Consider the following 21,196-nt stretch of genomic DNA (forward strand, 5'->3'; position numbering starts at 1 on the left):
ATGCGCACCCTGACGGCCGTCGCCCACCGCGGCGATCCCCACCGCTTCCCCGAGAACACGCTCCCGTCGATCCGGTCGGCGTTCGCGCTCGGCGCGGACGCGGTCGAGGTCGACGTACGGCTGACCCGCGACGGGGAGGCGGTCCTCCTCCACGACGAGACGCTGCAGCGGCTGTGGGGACACGACGTGCGGCTCGACGAGGTGACGGCCGCCCAGCTGGCGGAGCTGACGCAGGGCGGGGTGCCGACGCTGCGTCAGGCTCTCGCCGAGGCGGGGCCGGGGCGCCTGCTGCTGGACCTGCCGGGCGCCGCCCCGGAGGCGGTGCGGAGGGTCGTCGGCCTGGTCGGCGAGTGCGGGGCGCGGGAGCGCGTCTACTACTGCGCGGGCCCGAACACGATGCTGGCCGTGCGGGCCGCCGACCGGGCGGCGGAGATCGCGCTGACGTGGACGACGCTGTCGCCGCCGCGCCGGGTGCTGATCGACGCGGTGGCGCCGGCCTGGCTGAACTACCGCTTCGGGCTGGTGGACCGCGGGCTGGTGGAGGCGCTGCACCGGGACGGGCTGCGGGTCTCGGCGTGGACCGCCGACACGAAGCGGACGATGCGCCGGCTGGCTGCGGCGGGCGTGGACGCGATCACCACGGACCGGATCGACGCCCTGGCGGCGGTGCGCGCCGCGGCCGGCCGCTGAGCCGGCCGGTCTTCGGCGGCGCTGCCGTCACGCGGCGGCGGGCAGGGCCTCCAGGCGCTTGACGAGGCGCCGCAGGAACAGGAGCGGGATGATGCCGAAGACCCCGAACGAGATGTCGATGAGGCGCCATCCGAGGGGGATGCCGCGGATCTGGCCGCAGATCAGGGCGAGCGGGACGATGCCGGCGCAGGCGATCATTCCGGCCTCGATGATCCAGATGTTGCGGACGGGGTCGCGCAGGACCCCGTAGAAGAAGACCGCGATCACGAGGTGGGCGAAGGCCAGCCAGTCGGTGCCGTACAGGAGGAACGGGTACCGGGCGTCGGCCGTGTCGAGGCCCTCGCCGACCCGGGCCAGCCACTCGTGCCCGATCAGGGAGTTGGCCAGGCGCACCTCGGTGACCAGGGGGAACGCGGTGAGCCCGCTGAGGACCAGGCAGACGACGAACAGGACGAGCCAGGCACGGATCCGCCGTTGGAGGGCGTTTCTCTCACTCATGGCAGTACCCTACGCCCGGAGTTGAACATGTTCAGCAAATTCTTCGAACGTGTTCAATTCTGTGCTGGTGATCACATCCCGACGAGGGCGTTCCAGCGGCCGGCCAGTGTGCGGCGCTCCGCCGCCGTGACGTCCCGGGCCACGGCGAGCCGCCCGCGCATCGCGTCGTCGGGGAAGACCAGCGGGTTCTCGGCGAGTTCCGCCGTCTCCCGGTCCGGCGAGGCGGCCAGCACCTCGCGGGCCGCCGGCACCGGGCAGACGTAGGCGACGGCAGCCGCCAGCTCCGCCGCCACCTCCGGGGCGTAGTAGTGGTCGATCAGCGCCTCCGCATTGGCCTTGTGGCGGGCCAGGTTGGGGACGAGGAGGCTCTCCGCCCACAGCTCGCCGCCCTCCTCCGGCACGACGAACGCGATGTCCGGGTTGTCGGCCTGCAGTTGGACCGCGTCGCCCGAGTAGGCCTGGCAGGCCAGCACGTCCCCCTTGCCTAGGTCGGAGGTGTAGTCGTTGCCGGTGAAGCGGCGGATGTGCCTGCGGCGCACCAGCTCCTCGACCTGGTCGCACATCCGGTGGAAGTCCGCCTCGGTCCAGCGGGTGACGTCCACCCCGTTGCCCTGCATCAGCAGCGCGAACGACTCGTCGAGGCCCGAGAAGAGGGTGACGCGGCCCGCGAGGTCCGGGTGCCACAGGTCCCGCACCGACCGGATCTCCCGGCCGAGGGCCCTGCGGTTGTAGGCGATCCCGGTGATGCCGGACTGCCAGGGCACGGTGTGCAGGCGCCCTGCGTCGAAGGCCGGCGAGCGCAGCTGCGGGTCGAGGTGTTCGGCGACGTTCGGCTGGCGGGCGCGGTCCATCGCCTGCGCCCAGCCCAGGCGGACGAAGCGGGCGGCCATCCAGTCGCTGACCACCACCAGGTCGTGTCCGGTCTCCTGGCGGTTCATCAGGGCGGGGCCGACCTTGCCGAAGAACTCGTCGTTGTCGTTGATCTCCTCGGTGTACCGGACGCCGATGCCGGTGCGCTCCGTGAACGCCTCCAGCGTGGGCCGGCGTTCCCCGTCCTCGGCATCGGTGTCTATGTACATCGGCCAGTTGGCGAAGGAGAGGCTCCGCTCGCGCGCGGAGCGGTCCGCGCCCGCCCGGCGGTCCTCGGGGACGTACGCGGAGGGCACGCCGCAGCCGGCGAGGGCCGAGAGGAGGCCGGCGGCGCCGAGGCCGCGCAGCGCCGCGCGGCGCGTGACGCGGCGGCGGGAGGGGTCGGGAGCGGGCATGGGTGAAGCCTCGGGGAACGCGGAGGGGGCGGGCAATGGACACATTGTCCACTGCCCGCCCCCGTGCGGGGCCGGGTTGACCAGCCCCTCCGGCCGCGGCCCGGCGTCAGCCGTCGAGCGAGGTCATCACGTGCTTGATGCGGGTGTAGTCCTCGAAGCCGTACGCGGAGAGGTCCTTGCCGTAGCCGGACTTCTTGAAGCCGCCGTGCGGCATCTCGGCGACGAGCGGGATGTGGGTGTTGATCCACACGCAGCCGAAGTCGAGGTGCTTGGACATGCGCATCGCGCGGGCGTGGTCCTTGGTCCACACGGAGGAGGCGAGGGCGTACTCGACGCCGTTCGCGTACTCCAGCGCCTGGGCCTCGTCCGCGAAGGACTGGACGGTGATGACGGGGCCGAAGACCTCGTTCTGGACGATCTCGTCGTCCTGCTTGAGGCCGGAGACGACGGTCGGGGCGTAGAAGTAGCCCTTCTCGCCGACGCGGTGGCCGCCGGCCTCCACCTTGGCGTGCGCCGGCAGGCGGTCGATGAAGCCCGCGACCTGCGCCAGCTGGTTGGGGTTGTTCAGGGGGCCGTAGAGGACGTCCTCGTCGTCCGGGGCGCCGGTCTTGGTGTCGGCGGCGGCCTTGGCGAGGGCGGCCACGAACTCGTCGTGGACGGACTCGTGCACGAGGACGCGGGTGGCGGCGGTGCAGTCCTGGCCGGCGTTGAAGTAGCCGGCGACGGCGATGTCCTCGACGGCCTTGGCGATGTCGGCGTCCTCGAAGACCACGACGGGCGCCTTGCCGCCGAGCTCCAGGTGGACGCGCTTGACGTCCTTCGACGCGCTCTCGGCGACCTGCATGCCGGCGCGGACGGAGCCGGTGATGGAGGCCATCGCCGGGACGGCGTGCTCGACCATGGCCTTGCCGGTCTCGCGGTCGCCGCAGACGACGTTGAAGACGCCCTTGGGCAGGATCGAGTCGATGATCTCGGCCATCAGGACGGTGGAGGCCGGGGTGGTGTCCGAGGGCTTGAGCACCACGGTGTTGCCCGCGGCGATGGCCGGGGCGAACTTCCACACGGCCATCATCATCGGGTAGTTCCACGGGGCGACCTGGGCGCAGACGCCGACCGGCTCGCGGCGGATGATCGAGGTCATCCCGTCCATGTACTCGCCGGCGGAGCGGCCCTCCAGCAGGCGGGCCGCGCCCGCGAAGAAGCGGATCTGGTCCACCATCGGGGGCAGCTCCTCGCTGGCGGTCAGGCCCAGCGGCTTGCCGGTGTTCTCCGACTCGGCGGCGACCAGCTCCTCGGCGCGCGCCTCGAAGGCGTCGGCGATCTTGAGGAGGGCCTTCTGCCGCTCGGAGGGCGTGGTGTCGCGCCAGCCCGGGAAGGCGGCCGCGGCGGCGGCCATGGCGGCGTCGACGTCGGCCTGGCCGGACAGCGGGGCGGTGGCGTACACCTCGCCGGTGGCCGGGTTGACCACGTCGGTGGTCCGCCCGTCGGCGGCGTCCTTGAACTCCCCGCCGATGTAGTTGCGCAGACGACGCAGTTCGGTGGTCACTACAGCCACACTCCTGATCACATGTCCAATGGTTGAGACGAATCCCAAGCCTAGCTCCTGGGCGGATGCTTTCGACAGGGCCGCCCATCACGAACTACGAAATCAGTAAGATCGGGATGCCCGGACAACGGATTTCATTGATTTCGTCTTGCGGAACGGAGGACTCCTCGTGCAGAGTGAGGTCGTGGCCAGTCGAAGCGCAGACTCCAGGAACAGGCAGCCGTCCCCTTCGGTCGATGCTGTGTCGCTGGCGATCATCGAGCAACTGCAGGAGGACGGACGCCGTCCCTACGCGGCGATCGGCAAGGCCGTCGGCCTGTCGGAAGCCGCCGTGCGCCAGCGCGTGCAGAAGCTGCTCGACCAGGGCGTCATGCAGATCGTCGCCGTCACCGACCCGCTCACCGTGGGTCTGCGGCGCCAGGCCATGGTCGGCATCAACGTCGAGGGCGACGTCGACCCGGTGGCCGACGCACTGGCCCAGATGGCCGAGTGCGAGTACGTGGTGATGACCGCGGGCTCCTTCGACCTGATGGTGGAAATCGTCTGCGAGGACGACGACCACCTGCTGGAGACGATCAACAAGAAGATCCGCGCGCTCCCCGGCGTGCGATCCACCGAAAGCTTCGTTTACCTGAAGCTGAAGAAGCAGACCTACATGTGGGGAACCCGATAACCGTGACCCAGGACCTGTCCAAAACCGCGTACGACCACCTGTGGATGCACTTCACCCGGATGTCGTCGTACGAGAACTCCCCCGTCCCCACCATCGTGCGCGGCGAGGGCACCTACATCTACGACGACAAGGGCAAGCGCTACCTCGACGGCCTTGCCGGCCTCTTCGTGGTCAACGCCGGTCACGGCCGCAAGGAGCTCGCCGAGGTCGCCTACCGGCAGGCCCAGGAGCTCGCCTTCTTCCCCGTGTGGTCCTACGCCCACCCCAAGGCCGTGGAGCTCGCCGAGCGCCTCGCGGACTACGCCCCGGGCGACCTGAACAAGGTGTTCTTCACCACCGGCGGCGGCGAGGCCGTCGAGACCGCCTGGAAGCTCGCCAAGCAGTACTACAAGCTCCAGGGCAAGCCGACCAAGTACAAGGTCATCTCCCGCGCGGTCGCCTACCACGGCACCCCGCAGGGCGCCCTGTCGATCACCGGCCTGCCGGCCCTGAAGGCCCCCTTCGAGCCGCTGGTCCCCGGCGCGCACAAGGTGCCGAACACCAACATCTACCGCGCCCCGATCCACGGCGACGACCCCGAGGCCTTCGGCCGCTGGTGCGCCGACCAGATCGAGCAGCAGATCCTCTTCGAGGGCGCCGACACCGTCGCCGCCGTCTTCCTGGAGCCCGTGCAGAACGCCGGCGGCTGCTTCCCGCCGCCGCCCGGCTACTTCCAGCGGGTCCGCGAGATCTGCGACACGTACGACGTGCTCCTCGTCTCCGACGAGACGATCTGCGCCTTCGGCCGCCTCGGCACGATGTTCGCCTGCGACAAGTTCGGCTACGTACCGGACATGATCACCTGCGCGAAGGGCATGACCTCGGGCTACTCCCCGATCGGCGCCTGCATCGTCTCCGACCGCGTCGCCGAGCCCTTCTACAAGGGCAGCAACACCTTCCTGCACGGCTACACCTTCGGCGGGCACCCGGTGTCCTCCGCGGTGGCCCTCGCCAACCTCGACATCTTCGACAAGGAAGGCCTCAACCAGCACGTGCTGGACAACGAGGGCGCCTTCCTGAAGACCCTCCAGAAGCTGCACGACCTGCCGATCGTCGGCGACGTCCGCGGCAACGGGTACTTCTACGGCATCGAGCTCGTCAAGGACAAGACCACCAAGGAGTCCTTCTCCGACGAGGAGACCGAGCGCGTCCTGTACGGCTTCCTCTCCAAGGCGCTCTTCGACAACGGCCTGTACTGCCGGGCCGACGACCGCGGCGACCCGGTCGTGCAGCTGGCCCCGCCGCTGATCGCGGACCAGGGGACCTTCGACGAGATCGAGGGGATCCTGCGCTCCGTGCTCACCGAGGCGTGGACCAAGCTGTAGACGGACCCGCAGGACCGTACGCCACGGCCCGGGTGCCCCGTTCGAGTGGGAACGGGGCACCCGGGCCGTGTGCTGTCGCCGATCCCGGCCTCCGTCTCCTTACATCTCAGTGCGGACGCCAGTGACCGAAGGGGCTCCGCTTCGTTCCCCGGACGGAGGTGTACGCCATGGAGGCTCCACCGGACAGCGACGTGCTCTGGGCCCGGTCCGTCCACTACTCCCACGACGGCTCCCCCGGCATCGCCGGGGTGTCGGTCGGCGTCCGCCGGGGCGAGGTCCTCGCCGTGACCGGACCGCGCGGCAGCGGCAAGACCACGCTGCTGCACTGCCTCTCCGGCCGGCTGGTCCCCCGGGACGGCGGGGTCTGGTTCGACGGCGTACCCGTCCACACCCTGGGCGCCCTCGCCCGCGAACGGCTGCGCCGCGACCGGTTCGGCTGGATCGGCCCCGAGCCGGCGCTGCTGCCCGAACTCACCGTGTGGGAGAACGCCGCCCTGCCGCTGCTCGTCGCCGGCACCGCGCACCGCACCGCCAGGCGGACCGCCTGCGAATGGCTCGACCGCCTCGACATCGGCGGCCTGGCCCGCAAGCGGCCCGGCGCCCTGACGCGCGCCGAGGCCCAGCGCGCCGCCCTCGCGCGGGCCCTCGTCCACGAGCCGGCCGTCGTCTTCGCCGACGAGCCGACCGCCCCCCTGCACCGCGCCGAACGGGCCATGCTGCTGCGCACCCTCACCACAGCGGCCCGCTCCCACGGCATCACCGTGGTCCTCGCCGGCCACGGCGAGGACACCGCGGCCACCGCCGACCGGTCCCTCCCCCTCCTCGACGGCCGCCCCGCCGCGGCGGGCCCCGGCGCGCCCGGCGACACCCCGGAAGGCCAGGCCGCGTGCTCACTCTCCGCCTGACCCGCGGCTCCCGCCCGCTCGTCCAGCTGCGCCGCCTGCTCGTCGCCGCCGCGGCCGCGGGCAGCGGCTTCCTGCTGCTGTACGTCCTCGCCGAGGCCACGGCCCGGCCTGCCGGATCGTTCCCGCGCCTGCTGTGGGCGCTGCTCCCCCTCGCCGCCACCGTCCACCTCGCCGTCCGCACCGCCCGCACCGACCCCGCCACCCGCCCCCGCGAGGGCATGGACGCCGTCGGGCTCGGGCCGCTGCACCTCGCCCTGGCAGCCGCCGCCTCCACCGCCGTCGCCTGCACCCTCGGCAGCGCCCTCGCCCTCGCCGCCTTCCTCCACCTGCGCGGCGACCTCGGCGGACTCCCCTTCGACGGCGCGGGCGCCGCCCTGCTCCACGCCGACCGGCCGCTGCCGCTGGCCGCCGCCCTCACCTTGCTGGCCCTCACCCCCCTCGCCGCCTCGGCAGCCGCCGCCGCGCTCACACTGCGGCCCCGCACCCCCGCCGCACCGGCGGCCGGGCTGCCCTGGGGCATCGCCCTCGCCGCCTGCGGGCTCGCCGTCCTCGGCCACGCCGGACCCGCCGGCGGCGGACTCCCGGCCGGCTGGGCGCTCACCGCCGCCGGGCTGGTCCTCGCCGGGCCGGGGCTCGCGTACGCCTGCGGCGCCCTGGTCCAGGCCGTCCGCCCCGGCGCCCTCCGGCTCCTGGCCGGGCGCACCCTCCAGGAGGAGGCGTCCCGGCTGGGCCGCCCCCTCGGCGTCCTGTGCGCCGCCGGCACCGCCGCGATCGCCGCCGCCCTGCCCGGCCGCGGCGGCATCGCCGGCATCAGCGCCCCGCTGGGCCCGCTGACCGCCCCCGCCTTCGCACTCACCGTCCTCTGCGCGGCCGCCACCCTGCTCGCCGCCGCCGTCGAAGTCCGCCAGGCCCGCGCCGCGAGCCGGGCCGCGCTCGCCGACCTCGGCGCCCCCGGCAGCGTGCTCCGCACCGCCGCCACCGTGCGGGCCGCCGCCCTGCTCGCCGTCTGCCTGCCCGTCTGCTGGGGCATCGCCCGGCTGACCTCCCTGGCGCTGACCGGCTGACCGCTCCCCCGCCGGCACCGCGGGACGAAACGGCCGTACGAGGCAACCTCCCGGGGCATTTCGCACGTCTGGCAGTGGTACGCACAACCTGCCCGAAGTGATCGGAGCCCTCGGTGCTCATAGGCCTGCTGACCGCGATAGCGGCGTCCATCTGCTACGGCACGGGATCCGTCCTGCAAGCCGTCGGCTCGCGCCGCGCGGCCCGGGCCACACCCGCGGACGCGGGGGTGACCGCGCACGGCGGCCCGAACCTGTCGTCGACCGCGAAGGCGGCGATGACCTGGGAGTTCATCGTCGGCACCATCCTGGACTTCGTGGGCTTCGGCCTCGGCGCGCTCGCCTCGCGGATGCTGCCCCTCTTCCTCTCCCAGACCGTCATCAGCGCCAACCTCGTCATCACCGCGGTGCTCAGCGTACGGATGCTCGGCATCCGGCTGACCCGCAAGGAGTGGGTATCCATCGGCGTCGTCTGCACCGCGCTGGTGCTCCTCGCCGGCGCCGCCGGACACCAGGGCGGCCACCACGCCCCCCTGGCCACCCACTGGTGGCTGCTCGCCGTGACGGCCCTGATCATCGTGGGCGGCACGGTCGCCGTCCGGCTGCTCGGCGGCCGCGCCGCGATCCTCGCCGGCCTGCTGTCCGGCCTCGCCTTCGGCGCCCTCGGCGTCGGCGTCCGCATCCTGAACGGCATCGACCCGTTCGACCCGGCCGCGCTGCTCACCGACCCCGCCCTGTACGCGATCGTCCTCGCCGGCGCCGGCGGCATGTACCTGCACACCGTCGCCCTGCAGATCGGCTCCGTGAACGGGGCGACGGCCGCGCTGGTCGTCGGCGAGACCGTCCTCCCCGGCGCCATCGGCGTGCTGTGGCTCGGCGACGCCTCCCGCCCGGGCCTGGCCTGGCTCGCCATGGCCGGCTTCGTCCTCGCCGTCGCGGGCGCGGTCGCCGTCGCCTGGTACGGCAACCACGACGGCGCCGACCCGGCCGCCGAACCCGCGGCGGACCCGGCCGCCCCGGCCCGGGAGCCCGCCGGCGTGAGCTGCTAGGGCCGCGGCGAGGCGGGGATGACGACGACCTCCGACGGGGCGAACTCCACCGCCACACGCTCCCCCGGGGCCGGCGCCCCGGCCAGGTCGCACTCGGCCTCCAGGGCCGGCCCGCCCGCCGGCCGCAGCCGCAGCGCCACGTGCGCGCCGCGGAAGGTCCGCGACTCCACCTCGCACGCCAGCCCGTCCCCGGCGAGCCGGACGCCCGCCGGGCGGACCAGCAGCCGGTGCTCCCCGCGCGGGGAGCCCTCCGGCACCGGGACCTCACCCCACGGGGTGGCCGCGGACCCGTCCGACACCGTCGCGGGGACGACGTTGTCGAAGCCGAGGAAGCGCGCCACGAACTCGGAGGCCGGCCGCTGCCACACCTCCAGCGGGGTGCCCGCCTGCGCGATGCGGCCCTCCCGCATCACGACCACCCGGTCGGCCAGGGCGAACGCCTCGCCCTGGTCGTGGGTGACGGCCAGCACGGTGGTGCCCAGGCGCGTGAACAGCTCCCGCAGCTCCACGACGAGGCGCTCGCGCAGCCCCCGGTCCAGCTGCCCCAGCGGCTCGTCCAGCATCAGCAGCCGCGGCGACGGGGCGAGCGCCCGGGCCAGCGCGACCCGCTGCTGCTCGCCGCCGGACAGCGAGGACACCGGCCGCCGGCCGGCCCCGGGCAGCCCGACGAGCTCCAGCAGCTCGGCCACCCGGGCCTGCTGCGCGGCGCGGGCGGCGCCCTGCATGCGCAGTCCGAAGGCGACGTTCCCGCCGACGTCCCGGTGCGGGAACAGCTGGTGGTCCTGGAACATCAGGCCCACCCCGCGCCGGTGCACGGGCACCCGCGCCTGGTCGGCGCCGCCGAGCAGCACCCGGCCCGCCGACACCGGCTGGAGCCCGGCCACGACCCGCAGCAGCGTGGACTTGCCGCTGCCGCTGGGCCCGAGGAGGCACACCGTCTCGTGCTCGTCGACCTCCAGGTCGACGCCGTCCACGGCGGCGCGCCCGCCGAAGCGGACCGACACCCCGGCCAGTTCGAGCAGGGTCATCAGAACTCTCCCGAGGTCTTGTCGGGGCGCAGCCGCTCCAGCACCAGGAGGGCGGCCGCGCACACCAGCATCAGCACGGTGCTCAGCGCCATGGCCTGCCCGTAGTTCAGGTCCCCGGCCCGCCCCAGCAGCCGGGCCACCGCCACCGGCAGGGTCGGCCGGTCGGCCCGGGCGATGAACACGGTCGCGCCGAACTCGCCGAGCGACACGGCGAAGGCGAACCCGGCCGCGACCAGCAGCGCCCGCCGCACCAGCGGCAGGTCCACCTCACGCCAGGCCCGCAGCGGGGAGGCGCCGAGCACGGCGGCGGCCTCCCGCAGCCGCTCGTCGACGGCGCGCAGCACCGGCAGCATGGTGCGGACGACGAACGGGACGCCGACCAGCGCCTGCGCCAGCGGTACGAGGATCCAGGAGGTCCGCAGGTCCAGCGGCGGCTCGTCGAGGGTGATCAGGAATCCGAAGCCGACGGTCACGGCGGACACCCCGAGCGGCAGCATCAGCAGCGCGTCGAAGCCGCGGACGAACGGGCCCGCGCGCCGGGTCAGGGCTGCGGCCGCGAGGCCTCCGACGAGCAGGGCGATGCCGGTGGCGGCGAGGGCGTACTCCAGGGAGTTGCCGACCGCCTCCAGCGGCGGGACCAGGAAGGTTCCGCCGCCCGAGCCGGCCTGCGCCAGCGCCTCGTAGTAGCCGGTGCCGTGGCCGCCGGGGGTGTCGAAGGACCGCTCGACCAGCACGCCGAGCGGCAGCACGATCAGCAGGGCCACAGTCAGCAGCACCCCGCCGAGCAGCAGCCGCTGGCCGGCGCCGCGCGGCCGGTGCGCGGTCAGCGCGGGGTCCACGAGGCGCAGCGCCCGCTCGCGGCGGCGCACCGTCCACGCGTGCACGGCGAGGATCCCCGCGACGGCGGCGAACTGGACGAGCGTCAGCACGGCGGCGGTGGACAGGTCCAGGAGCTGGGCGGTCTGCCGGTAGACCTCCACCTCCAGAGTGGCGTACGCGGGCCCGCCGAGGATCTGCACGACGCCGAACGAGGTGAAGGTGAAGAGGAACACCATGACGGCGGCGGCCGCGACGGCCGGGGCCAGCGCCGGGAGGGTGACCTGCCGCCAGGCGGCGAGGCGGCCCGCGCCCAGCACCCGGGCGGCCTCCTCCTGCCGCGGGTCGAGCTGCGCCCACAGCCCGCCGACGGTGCGGACGACGACGGCGTAGTTGAAGAAGACGTGCGCGAGCAGGATCGCCCACACGGTCGTGTCGAGCCGGACCCCCCACAGCTCCTCCGTCAGCCCGCCGCGGCCCACCAGGGCGAGGAAGGCGGTGCCGACGACCACGGTCGGCAGGACGAAGGGGATGGTGACGACGGCGCGCAGGACCTGCTTGCCGGGGAAGTCGAGCCGGGCGAAGACGTACGCGGCGGGCAGCGCGACCAGCAGGGTGAGGACCGTGGAGGCGAGCGCCTGCCAGACGGTGAACCACAGGACGCCGGCGATGCCCGGCTCGGCGAGCACCTCGCCGATGCGGCCCAGCTGCCATCCGGCGTCCGTCTTCAGGCCCCGGCCGACGATGGCGGTGACCGGGTAGGCGAAGAAGACGCCGAAGAAGGCCAGCGGCACGGCCATCAGGGCGAGCCTGGCGGCCGCACCGCGTGCGGCGCGGGTCCCTGAGGGCCCCGCGCCGGCGCCGGCTACTTCACGACGAGCGAGGTCCACGTCTTGACCCACTGCTCCCGGTTCTTGGCGATGGTGTCGGGAGCCACGGTCTCGGGCTTCTCCACGACGGCGCCGTGCCTGGTGAACAGCTCGGGCAGCTGCGCGTCCTTGACGACCGGGTTCACGAACATCTTGAGCGGCATGTCCTCCTGGAACTTCTTGCCGATCATGAAGTCGATCAGCGCCTTGCCGCCGGCCTCGTTCTTCGCGCCCTTGAGCAGGCCTGCGAACTCGGTCTGGCGGAAGCACGTGCCGGTGGCGACGCCTGTGGGGGCCTCGGCCGGCTGCGGCTCGGCGTAGAGGACCTCGACCGGCGGGCTGGAGGCGTAGGAGACGACCAGCGGGCGGTCGCCCTTGGCCTTCCTGCCGCCCGCGGAGCCGGAGAAGCGCTCGTTGTAGGCCTGCTCCCAGCCGTCGACGACCTCGACGCCGTTGGCCTTCAGCTTGGCCCAGTAGTCCTTCCAGCCCTCCTCGCCGTACTTGCCGACGGTGGCCAGGAGGAAGCCGAGGCCGGGCGAGGAGGTCGCAGCGTTCTCGACGACCAGCAGGTCCTTGTACTCGGGCTTGGCCAGGTCGTCGAGGGTCTGCGGCGGGGCGATCCCCTTGTCGGCGAAGTACGCCTTGTCGTAGTTGACGCAGATGTCGCCGGAGTCGACGGGGGTGACCCGGTGCTGTGCGTCGAGCACGAACTCCGGCTTGACCGTGTCGAGGCCCTTCGCCTCGTACGCGGTGAAGATGCCGTTGTCGAGGGCGCGCGAGAGGAGGGTGTTGTCGACGCCGAAGAAGACGTCGCCGCGGGGGGAGCCCTTGGTGAGGATCTCCTGGTTGAGGGCGGTGCCGGCGTCCCCGGACTTGAGGACCTTCACGGTGTAGCCGCTCTGCTGCTCGAAATCCTTGATGACCGCATCGGTCACGGCGAAGGAGTCGTGGGAGACGAGCGTGACGGTCTTCTGCGCCGGCTTCCCGCTGTCCTCGGCCGCGGACCCGTCCCCGCTGCCGCCGCCGCAGGCGCTGAGCGCGGCGGTGCCGAGGGCGGTCGCGAGCGCGGTGGCCGCGAGTCTCCTGGTGGTGGTGCTCACTGGTGATTCCTCCTGGGTGTGACCAGGAGAAGACGCGGCCCTGCCGGGCGCTTCGCGAGCGGACGCCGGGCAGGGCGCAACAGCTTGAGTGGTGACCGAACTCCCTACCCCGAATGACCGGGGCGAGGTTCAGAGGGTCTGCGGTGGACGGTGACCGCACTCTCAGCGCTGTGGCGCTCCCCTGTCGGAATGTGGAATTGGTTCGGCCACAGGGTACCCCGCGGCCGGTTCCGCACCTCTCGGGCCTCCGGCCGGTGCCCCGGCCGGGGCCGTCAGCGCTCGGAGGCCGCCAGCTGGCCGCAGGCGCCGTCGATCTCCTGGCCGCGGGTGTCGCGGACGGTGACCGGCACGCCGTGGCGGGCGATGGCCTCGACGAAGGCCCGCTCGTCCTCGGGCCGCGAGGCGGTCCACTTGGAGCCGGGCGTCGGGTTCAGCGGGATCAGGTTGACGTGGACGCGCTTGCCCTTGAGCAGCCGGCCGAGGAGGTCGCCGCGCCAGGCCTGGTCGTTGATGTCGCGGATCAGGGCGTACTCGATGGAGACGCGGCGGCCGGACTTCTCGGCGTACTCCCAGGCGGCGTCGAGGACCTCGCGGACCTTCCAGCGGGTGTTCACCGGGACGAGGGTGTCGCGCAGCTCGTCGTCGGGGGCGTGCAGGGAGACCGCGAGGCGGCACTTGAAACCCTCGTCGGCGAAGCGCAGCATGGCCGGGACGAGGCCGACGGTGGAGACGGTGATGCCGCGCTGGGACAGGCCGAGGCCGTCGGGCTCGGGATCGGTCAGCCGGCGGATCGCGCCGACGACGCGGTTGTAGTTGGCGAGGGGCTCGCCCATGCCCATGAAGACGATGTTCGACAGCCGGGCGGGGCCGCCGGGGACCTCGCCGTCGCGCAGGGCGCGCATGCCGTCGACGATCTGGTGGACGATCTCGGCGGTGGACAGGTTGCGGTCCAGGCCGGCCTGGCCGGTGGCGCAGAACGGGCAGTTCATGCCGCAGCCGGCCTGCGAGGAGATGCACATGGTGACGCGGTCGGGGTAGCGCATCAGGACGGACTCGACGAGGGTGCCGTCGTGCAGGCGCCACAGGGTCTTGCGGGTGGTGTCACCGTCGCAGGAGATGTGCCGTACGACCTTCATCAGCTCGGGCAGCAGCTCCTCGCGGAGCTTCTCGCGGGAGCCGGCGGGGATGTCGGTCCACTCGGCCGGGTCGTGGGCGTAGCGGGCGAAGTAGTGCTGCGAGAGCTGCTTGGCCCGGAACGGCTTCTCGCCGATCGCGGCGACGGCCTCGCGGCGCTCGGCGGGCGTCATGTCGGCCAGGTGCCGGGGCGGCTTCTTCGCGGCCTTCGGCGCGACGAAGGTGAGCTCTCCCGGAGCGGGGCGGGGTGCCATGTGCGGTCCTCCTCAGGGCGACGAGGTCTGACGACCTCCGCGCGTGCGGAGCCGATGGCGATGGCGCTGTCCGCGCCGGAGACCTCACAGATGCATCCCCGCGATCACGGGGAAAGGGCGCACCACCGGTGGTGGTGCGCCCTTCAGGATAACCCGGTCGGCTCAGCCGGTGCCGACGAAGAGGGCCAGCAGCAGCCAGACCACGGGGGCGGTCGGCAGCAGCGAGTCCAGCCGGTCCATGATCCCGCCGTGGCCGGGGAGGAGCGTGCCCATGTCCTTGATCCCCAGGTCGCGCTTGATCATCGACTCGCCGAGGTCGCCCAGGGTGGCGCTGACGGCGACCGCGAGGCCGAGGACCAGCCCCTGCCACCAGGCGCCCCCGTCGACCGCGAACTCCATGCACAGGGCTCCGGCGGCCATGGCGAAGACGACGGCTCCGAGGAGCCCCTCGCGCGTCTTGCCGGGGCTGATGCGCGGGGCCAGCTTGGTCTTGCCGAAGCGCCAGCCGACCGCGTAGGCGCCCGTGTCGCTGACCACGGTCAGGACGAGGAAGGTGACGACGCGCTGGGGGCCGTCGTCCGCGGTGAGGAGCATCGCGACGAAGGTCGCCAGGAACGGCACGTAGAAGGCGGCGAAGACGCCTGCGGTGACGTCCCTGAGGTAGTCCTCCGGCGGTTCGGTCATCCGCCAGACCAGGACCGCGAGTGCGGTCAGGGCCATCGCCACCCAGGCGCCCTCGGCGCCGCGCACGTAGCCGGCGATGACCATGGCGGCGCCGCCGATGGCCAGCGGCACGAGCGGCGCCTTGATGCCCTTCTTCTCCTGGAGCCGGGAGGTCAGCTCCCACAGGCCCACGACGACCGCGACGACGATGACGCCGACGAAGACCGCCTTGACGATGAACAGGGAAGCGAAGATCACCGCTCCGAGGCCGACGCCGACCCCTATCGCGGCGCGCAGGTCTCGGCCCGCCCGCTTCTTGGGCGGCGGTGGCGAGGCGTCCTGCGGTGCCTGCGAGGGCGGGGGCGGGGGGCTGGGCATGGGCTCCTGCGGCGGCGTCTCGGCGCGGAACGGGGGGCCGCCTTCAGCGGCGGCCCCCCGATCGCGTGCATCCCGGTCGTCGAAGTCACGGCCGGCGGCATCGGGCACGATGGGCATGGGCCGAGTGTGCGGGCCCACCAGCGCATCGTATGCGGGACCCGCCGGAACCGGCTCCGCGGCCCAGGGAGAGTCGTTCATCAGACCTCGAGGAGCTCGGCTTCCTTGTGCTTGAGCAGCTCGTCCACCTGCGCGACGTACTTCGCGGTGGTGTCGTCGAGCTCCTTCTCCGCGCGGCGGACCTCGTCCTCGCCCGTCTCCTTGTCCTTGACGAGCTTGTCGAGGGCGTCCTTGGCCTTGCGGCGGACGGAGCGGATGGAGACGCGGGAGTCCTCGGCCTTGGTACGCGCGACCTTGATGTACTCGCGGCGGCGCTCCTCGGTCAGCTCGGGGAACACCACACGGATGATGTTGCCGTCGTTGCTGGGGTTGACCCCCAGGTCCGAGTCCCGGATGGCCTGCTCGATGTTGCGCAGGGCGCTCTTGTCGAACGGGGTCACCACGGCCATGCGCGGCTCGGGCACCGAGAAGGACGCGAGCTGGTTGATGGGGGTGATGGCGCCGTAGTAGTCCGCCATGATCTTGTTGAACATCGCCGGGTGCGCACGGCCCGTGCGGATCGCGGCGAAGTCCTCCTTGGCGACGACGACGGCCTTCTCCATCTTCTCCTCGGCTTCGAGGAGGATTTCTTCGATCACCACGTGCTCCTGCATGTCTTGAATGGATGGTTCAGGCGGGCGGTGCGGGGCCGGCCGCGCGGGGCCGGCTCCGGCTGCGGACCGCTCAGGCCCGGGTTCCCTGGTCGCTCACGAGCGTGCCGATCTTCTCACCCTTGACGGCGCGGGCGATATTGCCCTCGGCGAGCAGTTCGAACACCAGGATCGGCAGATCGTTGTCGCGGCACAGCGTGATGGCGGTGGCGTCTGCGACCTTCAGGTCGCGGGAGAGCACCTCGCCGTACTCCAGCGCGTCGAACTTCACCGCGTCGGGGTTCTTCTTGGGGTCGGAGTCGTAGACCCCGTCGACGCCGTTCTTGCCCATGAGCAGGGCTTCGGCGTCGATCTCCAGGGCGCGCTGGGCGGCCGTGGTGTCGGTGGAGAAGTACGGCATGCCCATGCCCGCGCCGAAGATCACGACGCGGCCCTTCTCCAGGTGCCGCACGGCCCGCAGGGGGATGTACGGCTCGGCGACCTGGCCCATGGTGATCGCCGTCTGCACGCGGGAGTCGATGCCCTCCTTCTCCAGGAAATCCTGGAGGGCGAGGCAGTTCATGACGGTGCCGAGCATGCCCATGTAGTCGGAACGGGCGCGGTCCATGCCGCGCTGCTGGAGTTCGGCGCCGCGGAAGAAGTTGCCGCCGCCGATCACGACGGCGATCTCCGCGCCGTCGCGGACCACCGCGGCGATCTCACGCGCGATGGCATGGACGACGTCGGGGTCGACGCCCAGTCCGCCGCCGCCGGAGAAGGCCTCGCCGGACAGCTTCAGCATGAAGCGGCGGCCCTTCCTCCCGTGGTCGCTCTTGTCGTCGGAAGCGTTGTGGGGGTCCACGCCCTGATTCATGGAGATCTCCTCGTGCACATACGAAGAAGGCCATTGCCGGTGGGTCCTCGCGGTTCCCTCTACGGCAATGGCCTCCTCGTCAGATCTGCGGTCGTTCCACGCGTAGGCGGACGACTGCCTCAGACCCTACCGGGGTCCGGTGCCCGTCGTGTACGGACGGACTCAGATGCCGACCTTGATGCGCGTGAAGCGCTTCAAGGTGACACCGGCCTCGTCCAGGACCTTCTGGACGGACTTCTTGTTGTCCAGCGCGTACGGCTGGCCCAGGAGGGTGGCGTCCTTGAAGAAGCCGTTCACGCGGCCCTCGACGATCTTCGCGATGGCAGCCTCGGGCTTGCCCTCCGCGCGGGTGACCTCTTCGGCGATGCGGCGCTCGGACTCGACCTTGTCGGCCGGGACGTCCTCGGCGGACAGCCACTGCGGGGCGAACGCGGCGATGTGCTGCGCGACACCGCGGGCGACCTCGGCGTTCTCCTTGTCCAGCTCGACCAGGACGCCGATCTGGAACGGCAGGTCGGGCATGGTGCGGTGCATGTAGGAGGCGACGTAGCCACCGGTGAACTGCGCGAAGCGGTCCAGGACGATCTTCTCGCCGAGGTTGGCGTTGGCCTCGTCGACGAAGGCGGTGACGGTCTTGCCGGGCTCGATCTCGGAGGCGAGCAGGGCCTCGATGTCGGCCGGGGAGGTGGCGGCGACGTGGGCGGCCAGCTGGTTGGCGACGGCGAGGAACTTCTCGCCCTTGGCGACGAAGTCCGTCTCGCACTTCAGCTCGACGAGGACGCCGGAGGTGTTGTCGTCGGCGATGAGGGAGACGACGGCACCGTTCTCGGCGGAGCGGCCCTCGCGCTTGGCGACGCCCTTCTGACCCTTGATGCGGAGGGCCTCCTGGGCCTTCTCCACGTCGCCGTCGGCCTCGACGAGCGCGTTCTTGCAGTCCAGCATGCCGGCGCCGGTGAGCTCGCGGAGCTTCTTGACGTCAGCGGCGGTGTAGTTCGCCATGAGTCTTGTGCTTCTCTCTCGAAGTCGTAGATCTACGGGTGAACGGCGGAGGAGGCGCGCTCGTGGCGCGGCTCCCCCGCCGTCATCGTCCGTGCTGCAAGTGCCCGGCGCGTGAACGCCGGGCCCCTCCAGTGGGTCAGGCCTGCTCGGCCTCGGCGGCCGGGGCGGCCTCGGCGGCCGGGGCAGCCTCGGCGGCCGGGGCGGCCTCGGCGGCGTCGGCCTTCTTCTCACCCTCGAGCAGGTCGCGCTCCCACTCGGCGAGCGGCTCGCCGGCGGCCTTGTCGCCCGGCTTCGAGTCGCCGGTCGCGGCGCCGGAGCGGGCGATCAGGCCCTCGGCGACGGCGTCGGCGATGACGCGGGTGAGCAGGGTGACGGAGCGGATCGCGTCGTCGTTGCCCGGGATCTTGTAGTCGACCTCGTCGGGGTCGCAGTTGGTGTCGAGGATCGCGACGACCGGGATGTTCAGCTTGCGAGCCTCGCCGACGGCGATGTGCTCCTTCTTGGTGTCGACGATCCAGACGGCGCTGGGCACCTTCTGCATCTCGCGGATACCACCGAGGGTCTTCTCCAGCTTGGCCTTCTCGCGGGAGAGGACCAGAAGCTCCTTCTTGGTCAGACCCGAGGACGCGACGTCCTCGAAGTCGATCGCCTCGAGCTCCTTCAGGCGCTGGAGGCGCTTGTAGACCGTGGAGAAGTTGGTGAGCATGCCGCCGAGCCAGCGCTGGTTGACGTACGGCATGCCGACGCGCGTCGCCTGCTCGGCGATGGCCTCCTGGGCCTGCTTCTTGGTACCGACGAACATGATGGAGCCGCCGTGCGCGACGGTCTCCTTGACGAACTCGTAGGCGCGGTCGATGTACGACAGCGACTGGAGCAGGTCGATGATGTAGATGCCGTTGCGCTCGGTGAAGATGAAGCGCTTCATCTTCGGGTTCCAGCGACGGGTCTGGTGACCGAAGTGGACGCCGCTCTCCAGCAGCTCCCGCATCGTTACGACGGCCATGGCCATCTCCTTGGTTTTCTCGGTTTTGGTCCTGACGCCCCGCTGCGTCCTGCCCCCGCCGAAGGGGACCGAGAGACGCCGGCACCCGGTCTTGCCGACCGGCCCCGGGGCGTGCGAAGTCGACCCGGTGACCCGGATCGCCGTAAGAAGTGTACGGGACCGGGCGGTATGCCAGGTGACGCCGCCGTCCACAACCGGCCCGCCGTCCACAGGCCCGCCCCCGCCCCGCGGCGGCGGGGGCACGCTGGCCGCATGACCGTGACGACACTGCTGATCGCACTGCTGCTGCTCACCGCCCGCGCGGCGGCCCCGGGCCCGGCTGCGGAGGCGGACGCCCCCGCCCGCGCCCCCGCGGGCGCGCGGGCGCCCGCGCATGCGCCGGGGGCGGTGCCGGCGGGAGCGGTGCGGCCGCTGCCGGGTCCGCTGGTGGTGGCCCGCTGGTGGGATCCGCCGCCGACCCCGTACGCCGCCGGGCACCGCGGCGTGGACCTGGCGGCCCCGGTGGGTGCGCGGGTGCGGGCGGTGGGGCCGGGGCGGGTGCACCACGCGGGGCCGGTCGCCGGGCGCGGGGTGCTGTCGCTCACGCTGCCGGGCGGCCTGCGCACCACGTACGAGCCGGTGCGGCCGCTCGTGGAGGAGGGGGAGGCCGTCACGGCCGGGCAGGTGGTGGCCGTCCTGGCGGAGGGCGGCCACTGCGGGCCGCGGCCCTGCCTGCACTGGGGCCTGCTCGCGGGCGGGGACTACCTCGACCCGCTGGGCCTGCTCCCGCGACCGGCGCCGCGGCTGCTGCCCGCCGAGGGGGCGGCGCTCAGCCCCGGACGCCCCGCAGGGCCATCGCGACGGCCGTCTCGGTCACCACGGCCGGCTCCTCGGCCGCGCCCAGCTCGATGCGGCGCACCGCCGCGTCGACGACACCCTGGAGCAGCATCGCCGCCAGCTTCGGCTCCTCCTGGCCCAGCGCGGCCAGCGCCTCCACGATCATCGCGACGAGGCCGCCGTGCGCGGCGCGGATCTTCTCCCGGGCGCCCGCGTCCAGCTCGCTCGCCGAGATCGCGACCACGGCCCGGTGGCGCCGGTCCCCGACGAGGCCGAGCTGGCTGCGCACGTAGGCCTCGATCTTCGCCTCGGGCGTCGCGGCCTGCTCCATGGCCGACTCGATCTCCGCGGCCCAGACGGGGAAGTCCACCGCGCACAGCTCCTCGACGACGGCGGCGCGGGAGCGGAAGTACTCGTAGACGGAGGACCGGGCCAGGCCGGTCCGCTCCGCCAGGGCGGGGAAGGTCAGGGCGTCGGTCCCGCCTTCGGACAGCAGGGAGCGCGCCGCGTCCAACAGGGCGCCGCGCTGCATCGACCGGTGCTCGGCCACGGAGGCCGCTCGAATCCTGGGCACCCGTCCACTGTACGGAGGTACCGGCGGGTCAGCGCCCCACATCCGCCAGCTTTGCGCGCAGTTGCAGCACCGACTTGGTGTGGATCTGGCTGACGCGGCTCTCGGTGACGCCGAGGACGTTGCCGATCTCGGCCAGGGTCAGGCCCTCGTAGTAGTACAGCGTCACCACCGTCTTCTCCCGCTCGGGCAGCGTGTTGATGGCGCGGGCCAGCAGCCTGCGCAGCTCACGGTCCTCGGCCACCTCCACGGGGTCGTCGGCGGCGGTGTCCTCCAGGGTGTCCATCAGGGAGAGGCGGTCGCCGCCCTCCCCGCCGACATGCAGCAGCTCCTCCAGGGCGACCACGTTCGCCAGTGACAACTGGCTGAACACCGCGTGGAGTTCCTCCACGGCGATGCCCATCTCGGCGGCGACCTCGTGCTCCGTGGGGGTGCGGCGCAGCTGCGCCTCCAGCGTGGCGTACGCCCGCTCGACGGCCCGCGCCTTCTGCCGCACGGAGCGCGGGATCCAGTCGAGCGCCCGCAGCTCGTCGATCATGGCGCCGCGGATGCGGGTGATGGCGTACGTCTCGAACTTGATGGAGCGGTCGAGGTCGAACTTCTCGATGGCGTCGATCAGCCCGAAGACGCCGGAGGAGACGAAGTCGGCCTGCTCCACGTTGGGCGGGAGGCCCACGCTGACCCGGCCGGCGACGTACTTGACCAGGGGCGAGTAGTGGAGGATCAGCTGCTCGCGCAGCCGCCCGTCACCCGAGGCCTTGTACGAGCGCCACAGCGCCTCCAGGGACGAGGGCGCGGTGGGCCGCACGCCGCCGCGGGCAGCGGTGGGCACAGCAGCGCGGTCGGACCGTGAGGTGTGCTGGGGCATGCTTCGCCTTTGCCGGAGCCGGATTC

General features: G+C 72.4%; 20 protein-coding genes and 1 pseudogene. 7 read left to right on the forward strand and 14 right to left on the reverse strand.

Going from position 1 to position 21,196, the window contains the following annotated elements; translation table 11 throughout:
• Positions 1-690, forward strand: coding sequence for a glycerophosphodiester phosphodiesterase (locus tag MUK52_RS08370; protein WP_284575386.1), 690 nt, complete (start codon positions 1-3; stop codon positions 688-690).
• Positions 691-717: 27 nt separating this feature from the next.
• On the opposite strand, the gene MUK52_RS08375 is transcribed toward MUK52_RS08370, so the two are convergent.
• The 3 genes from MUK52_RS08375 to MUK52_RS08385 form a co-directional block, all read right to left on the reverse strand.
• The gene (locus tag MUK52_RS08375) at positions 718-1,188 is read right to left on the reverse strand and encodes a hypothetical protein (RefSeq protein ID WP_114054401.1); all 471 of its coding nucleotides are present in this window, start codon (positions 1,186-1,188) and stop codon (positions 718-720) included.
• A gap of 71 nt (positions 1,189-1,259) precedes the next feature.
• Entirely contained in the window at positions 1,260-2,453 is a 1,194-nt protein-coding gene (locus tag MUK52_RS08380) for a polyamine ABC transporter substrate-binding protein (protein WP_114054400.1), read from the reverse strand.
• A 106-nt stretch (positions 2,454-2,559) separates the two neighbouring features.
• Entirely contained in the window at positions 2,560-3,999 is a 1,440-nt protein-coding gene (locus MUK52_RS08385) for a gamma-aminobutyraldehyde dehydrogenase (RefSeq protein ID WP_114054399.1), read from the reverse strand.
• Positions 4,000-4,168: 169 nt separating this feature from the next.
• Between MUK52_RS08385 and MUK52_RS08390 the strand changes: the two genes are divergently transcribed.
• The 5 genes from MUK52_RS08390 to MUK52_RS08410 all read left to right on the forward strand — a co-directional run bounded on the left by MUK52_RS08390 (position 4,169) and on the right by MUK52_RS08410 (position 9,051).
• Entirely contained in the window at positions 4,169-4,672 is a 504-nt protein-coding gene (locus MUK52_RS08390; RefSeq protein WP_114054398.1) for an Lrp/AsnC family transcriptional regulator, read from the forward strand.
• Entirely contained in the window at positions 4,657-6,036 is a 1,380-nt protein-coding gene (locus MUK52_RS08395) for an aspartate aminotransferase family protein (protein WP_174250354.1), read from the forward strand. The genes MUK52_RS08390 and MUK52_RS08395 overlap by 16 nt, the downstream gene beginning before the upstream one ends.
• Before the next feature lie 158 nt (positions 6,037-6,194).
• On the forward strand, positions 6,195-6,941 hold the full coding sequence (locus MUK52_RS08400) for an ABC transporter ATP-binding protein (protein ID WP_114054396.1): 747 nt from the start codon (positions 6,195-6,197) through the stop codon (positions 6,939-6,941).
• On the forward strand, positions 6,923-8,005 hold the full coding sequence (locus MUK52_RS08405; RefSeq protein ID WP_114054395.1) for a hypothetical protein: 1,083 nt from the start codon (positions 6,923-6,925) through the stop codon (positions 8,003-8,005). The genes MUK52_RS08400 and MUK52_RS08405 overlap by 19 nt, the downstream gene beginning before the upstream one ends.
• A 113-nt stretch (positions 8,006-8,118) precedes the next feature.
• Positions 8,119-9,051, forward strand: coding sequence for a DMT family protein (locus tag MUK52_RS08410; protein ID WP_114054394.1), 933 nt, complete (start codon positions 8,119-8,121; stop codon positions 9,049-9,051).
• Here the strand turns inward: MUK52_RS08410 and MUK52_RS08415 are convergent.
• The 9 genes from MUK52_RS08415 to rpsB form a co-directional block, all read right to left on the reverse strand.
• Positions 9,048-10,079 carry an ABC transporter ATP-binding protein gene (locus tag MUK52_RS08415; protein WP_174250353.1) on the reverse strand — a complete coding sequence of 344 codons (1,032 nt, stop codon included), beginning with the start codon at positions 10,077-10,079 and terminating at the stop codon, positions 9,048-9,050. The genes MUK52_RS08410 and MUK52_RS08415 overlap by 4 nt on opposite strands.
• Complete coding sequence (locus tag MUK52_RS08420) at positions 10,079-11,695, reverse strand: ABC transporter permease (protein ID WP_114054393.1); 1,617 nt, start codon at positions 11,693-11,695, stop codon at positions 10,079-10,081. The genes MUK52_RS08415 and MUK52_RS08420 overlap by 1 nt, the downstream gene beginning before the upstream one ends.
• Before the next feature lie 65 nt (positions 11,696-11,760).
• Positions 11,761-12,864 (reverse strand): thiamine ABC transporter substrate-binding protein, encoded by a 1,104-nt coding sequence (locus MUK52_RS08425; RefSeq protein WP_284575394.1) that lies wholly within the window; start codon positions 12,862-12,864, stop codon positions 11,761-11,763.
• 272 nt (positions 12,865-13,136) lie between these two features.
• Positions 13,137-14,252 (reverse strand): dual-specificity RNA methyltransferase RlmN, encoded by a 1,116-nt coding sequence (rlmN, locus tag MUK52_RS08430; protein WP_114054391.1) that lies wholly within the window; start codon positions 14,250-14,252, stop codon positions 13,137-13,139.
• A 162-nt stretch (positions 14,253-14,414) separates the two neighbouring features.
• Entirely contained in the window at positions 14,415-15,491 is a 1,077-nt protein-coding gene (locus MUK52_RS08435; protein WP_114054390.1) for a phosphatidate cytidylyltransferase, read from the reverse strand.
• Positions 15,491-16,048, reverse strand: coding sequence for a ribosome recycling factor (gene frr / locus MUK52_RS08440; RefSeq protein WP_114054389.1), 558 nt, complete (start codon positions 16,046-16,048; stop codon positions 15,491-15,493). Before frr ends, MUK52_RS08435 begins: the two co-directional genes overlap by 1 nt.
• A gap of 85 nt (positions 16,049-16,133) precedes the next feature.
• Positions 16,134-16,913: a UMP kinase gene (gene pyrH / locus MUK52_RS08445; protein WP_114054388.1), complete on the reverse strand. Its 780-nt coding sequence runs from the start codon at positions 16,911-16,913 to the stop codon at positions 16,134-16,136.
• Between the two features lie 162 nt (positions 16,914-17,075).
• Positions 17,076-17,912, reverse strand: a complete 837-nt coding sequence (gene tsf / locus MUK52_RS08450; RefSeq protein ID WP_114054387.1) for a translation elongation factor Ts — start codon at positions 17,910-17,912, stop codon at positions 17,076-17,078.
• Positions 17,913-18,048: 136 nt separating this feature from the next.
• On the reverse strand, positions 18,049-18,915 hold the full coding sequence (gene rpsB, locus MUK52_RS08455; protein ID WP_114054386.1) for a 30S ribosomal protein S2: 867 nt from the start codon (positions 18,913-18,915) through the stop codon (positions 18,049-18,051).
• Between the two features lie 252 nt (positions 18,916-19,167).
• Between rpsB and MUK52_RS08460 the strand changes: the two are divergent.
• Positions 19,168-19,656 (forward strand): annotated as a pseudogene (locus tag MUK52_RS08460) (peptidoglycan DD-metalloendopeptidase family protein); the annotation flags it as partial.
• A gap of 67 nt (positions 19,657-19,723) precedes the next feature.
• On the opposite strand, the gene MUK52_RS08465 reads toward MUK52_RS08460, so the two are convergent.
• Complete coding sequence (locus tag MUK52_RS08465; protein ID WP_114054385.1) at positions 19,724-20,281, reverse strand: TetR/AcrR family transcriptional regulator; 558 nt, start codon at positions 20,279-20,281, stop codon at positions 19,724-19,726.
• Between the two features lie 52 nt (positions 20,282-20,333).
• Complete coding sequence (gene whiG / locus MUK52_RS08470) at positions 20,334-21,170, reverse strand: RNA polymerase sigma factor WhiG (protein ID WP_114054384.1); 837 nt, start codon at positions 21,168-21,170, stop codon at positions 20,334-20,336.
• Between the last annotated feature and the right edge of the window lie 26 nt (positions 21,171-21,196).

Origin of the sequence: Streptomyces sp. 2P-4, assembly GCF_030167965.1 — a bacterium.
Classification (GTDB): Bacteria; Actinomycetota; Actinomycetes; order Streptomycetales; family Streptomycetaceae; genus Streptomyces; species Streptomyces globosus_A.

Excerpts from the sequence above, each read along its gene's own strand:
- MUK52_RS08370 (WP_284575386.1), top strand. The coding sequence starts at position 1 with ATGCGCACCCTGACGGCCGTCGCCCACCGCGGCGATCCCCACCGCTTC.
- MUK52_RS08375 (WP_114054401.1), bottom strand. The coding sequence starts at position 1,188 with ATGAGTGAGAGAAACGCCCTCCAACGGCGGATCCGTGCCTGGCTCGTC.
- MUK52_RS08380 (WP_114054400.1), bottom strand. The coding sequence starts at position 2,453 with ATGCCCGCTCCCGACCCCTCCCGCCGCCGCGTCACGCGCCGCGCGGCG.
- MUK52_RS08415 (WP_174250353.1), bottom strand. The coding sequence starts at position 10,079 with ATGACCCTGCTCGAACTGGCCGGGGTGTCGGTCCGCTTCGGCGGGCGC.
- MUK52_RS08420 (WP_114054393.1), bottom strand. The coding sequence starts at position 11,695 with ATGGCCGTGCCGCTGGCCTTCTTCGGCGTCTTCTTCGCCTACCCGGTC.
- rlmN (WP_114054391.1), bottom strand. The coding sequence starts at position 14,252 with ATGGCACCCCGCCCCGCTCCGGGAGAGCTCACCTTCGTCGCGCCGAAG.
- MUK52_RS08435 (WP_114054390.1), bottom strand. The coding sequence starts at position 15,491 with ATGAACGACTCTCCCTGGGCCGCGGAGCCGGTTCCGGCGGGTCCCGCA.
- pyrH (WP_114054388.1), bottom strand. The coding sequence starts at position 16,913 with ATGAATCAGGGCGTGGACCCCCACAACGCTTCCGACGACAAGAGCGAC.
- tsf (WP_114054387.1), bottom strand. The coding sequence starts at position 17,912 with ATGGCGAACTACACCGCCGCTGACGTCAAGAAGCTCCGCGAGCTCACC.
- rpsB (WP_114054386.1), bottom strand. The coding sequence starts at position 18,915 with ATGGCCGTCGTAACGATGCGGGAGCTGCTGGAGAGCGGCGTCCACTTC.
- whiG (WP_114054384.1), bottom strand. The coding sequence starts at position 21,170 with ATGCCCCAGCACACCTCACGGTCCGACCGCGCTGCTGTGCCCACCGCT.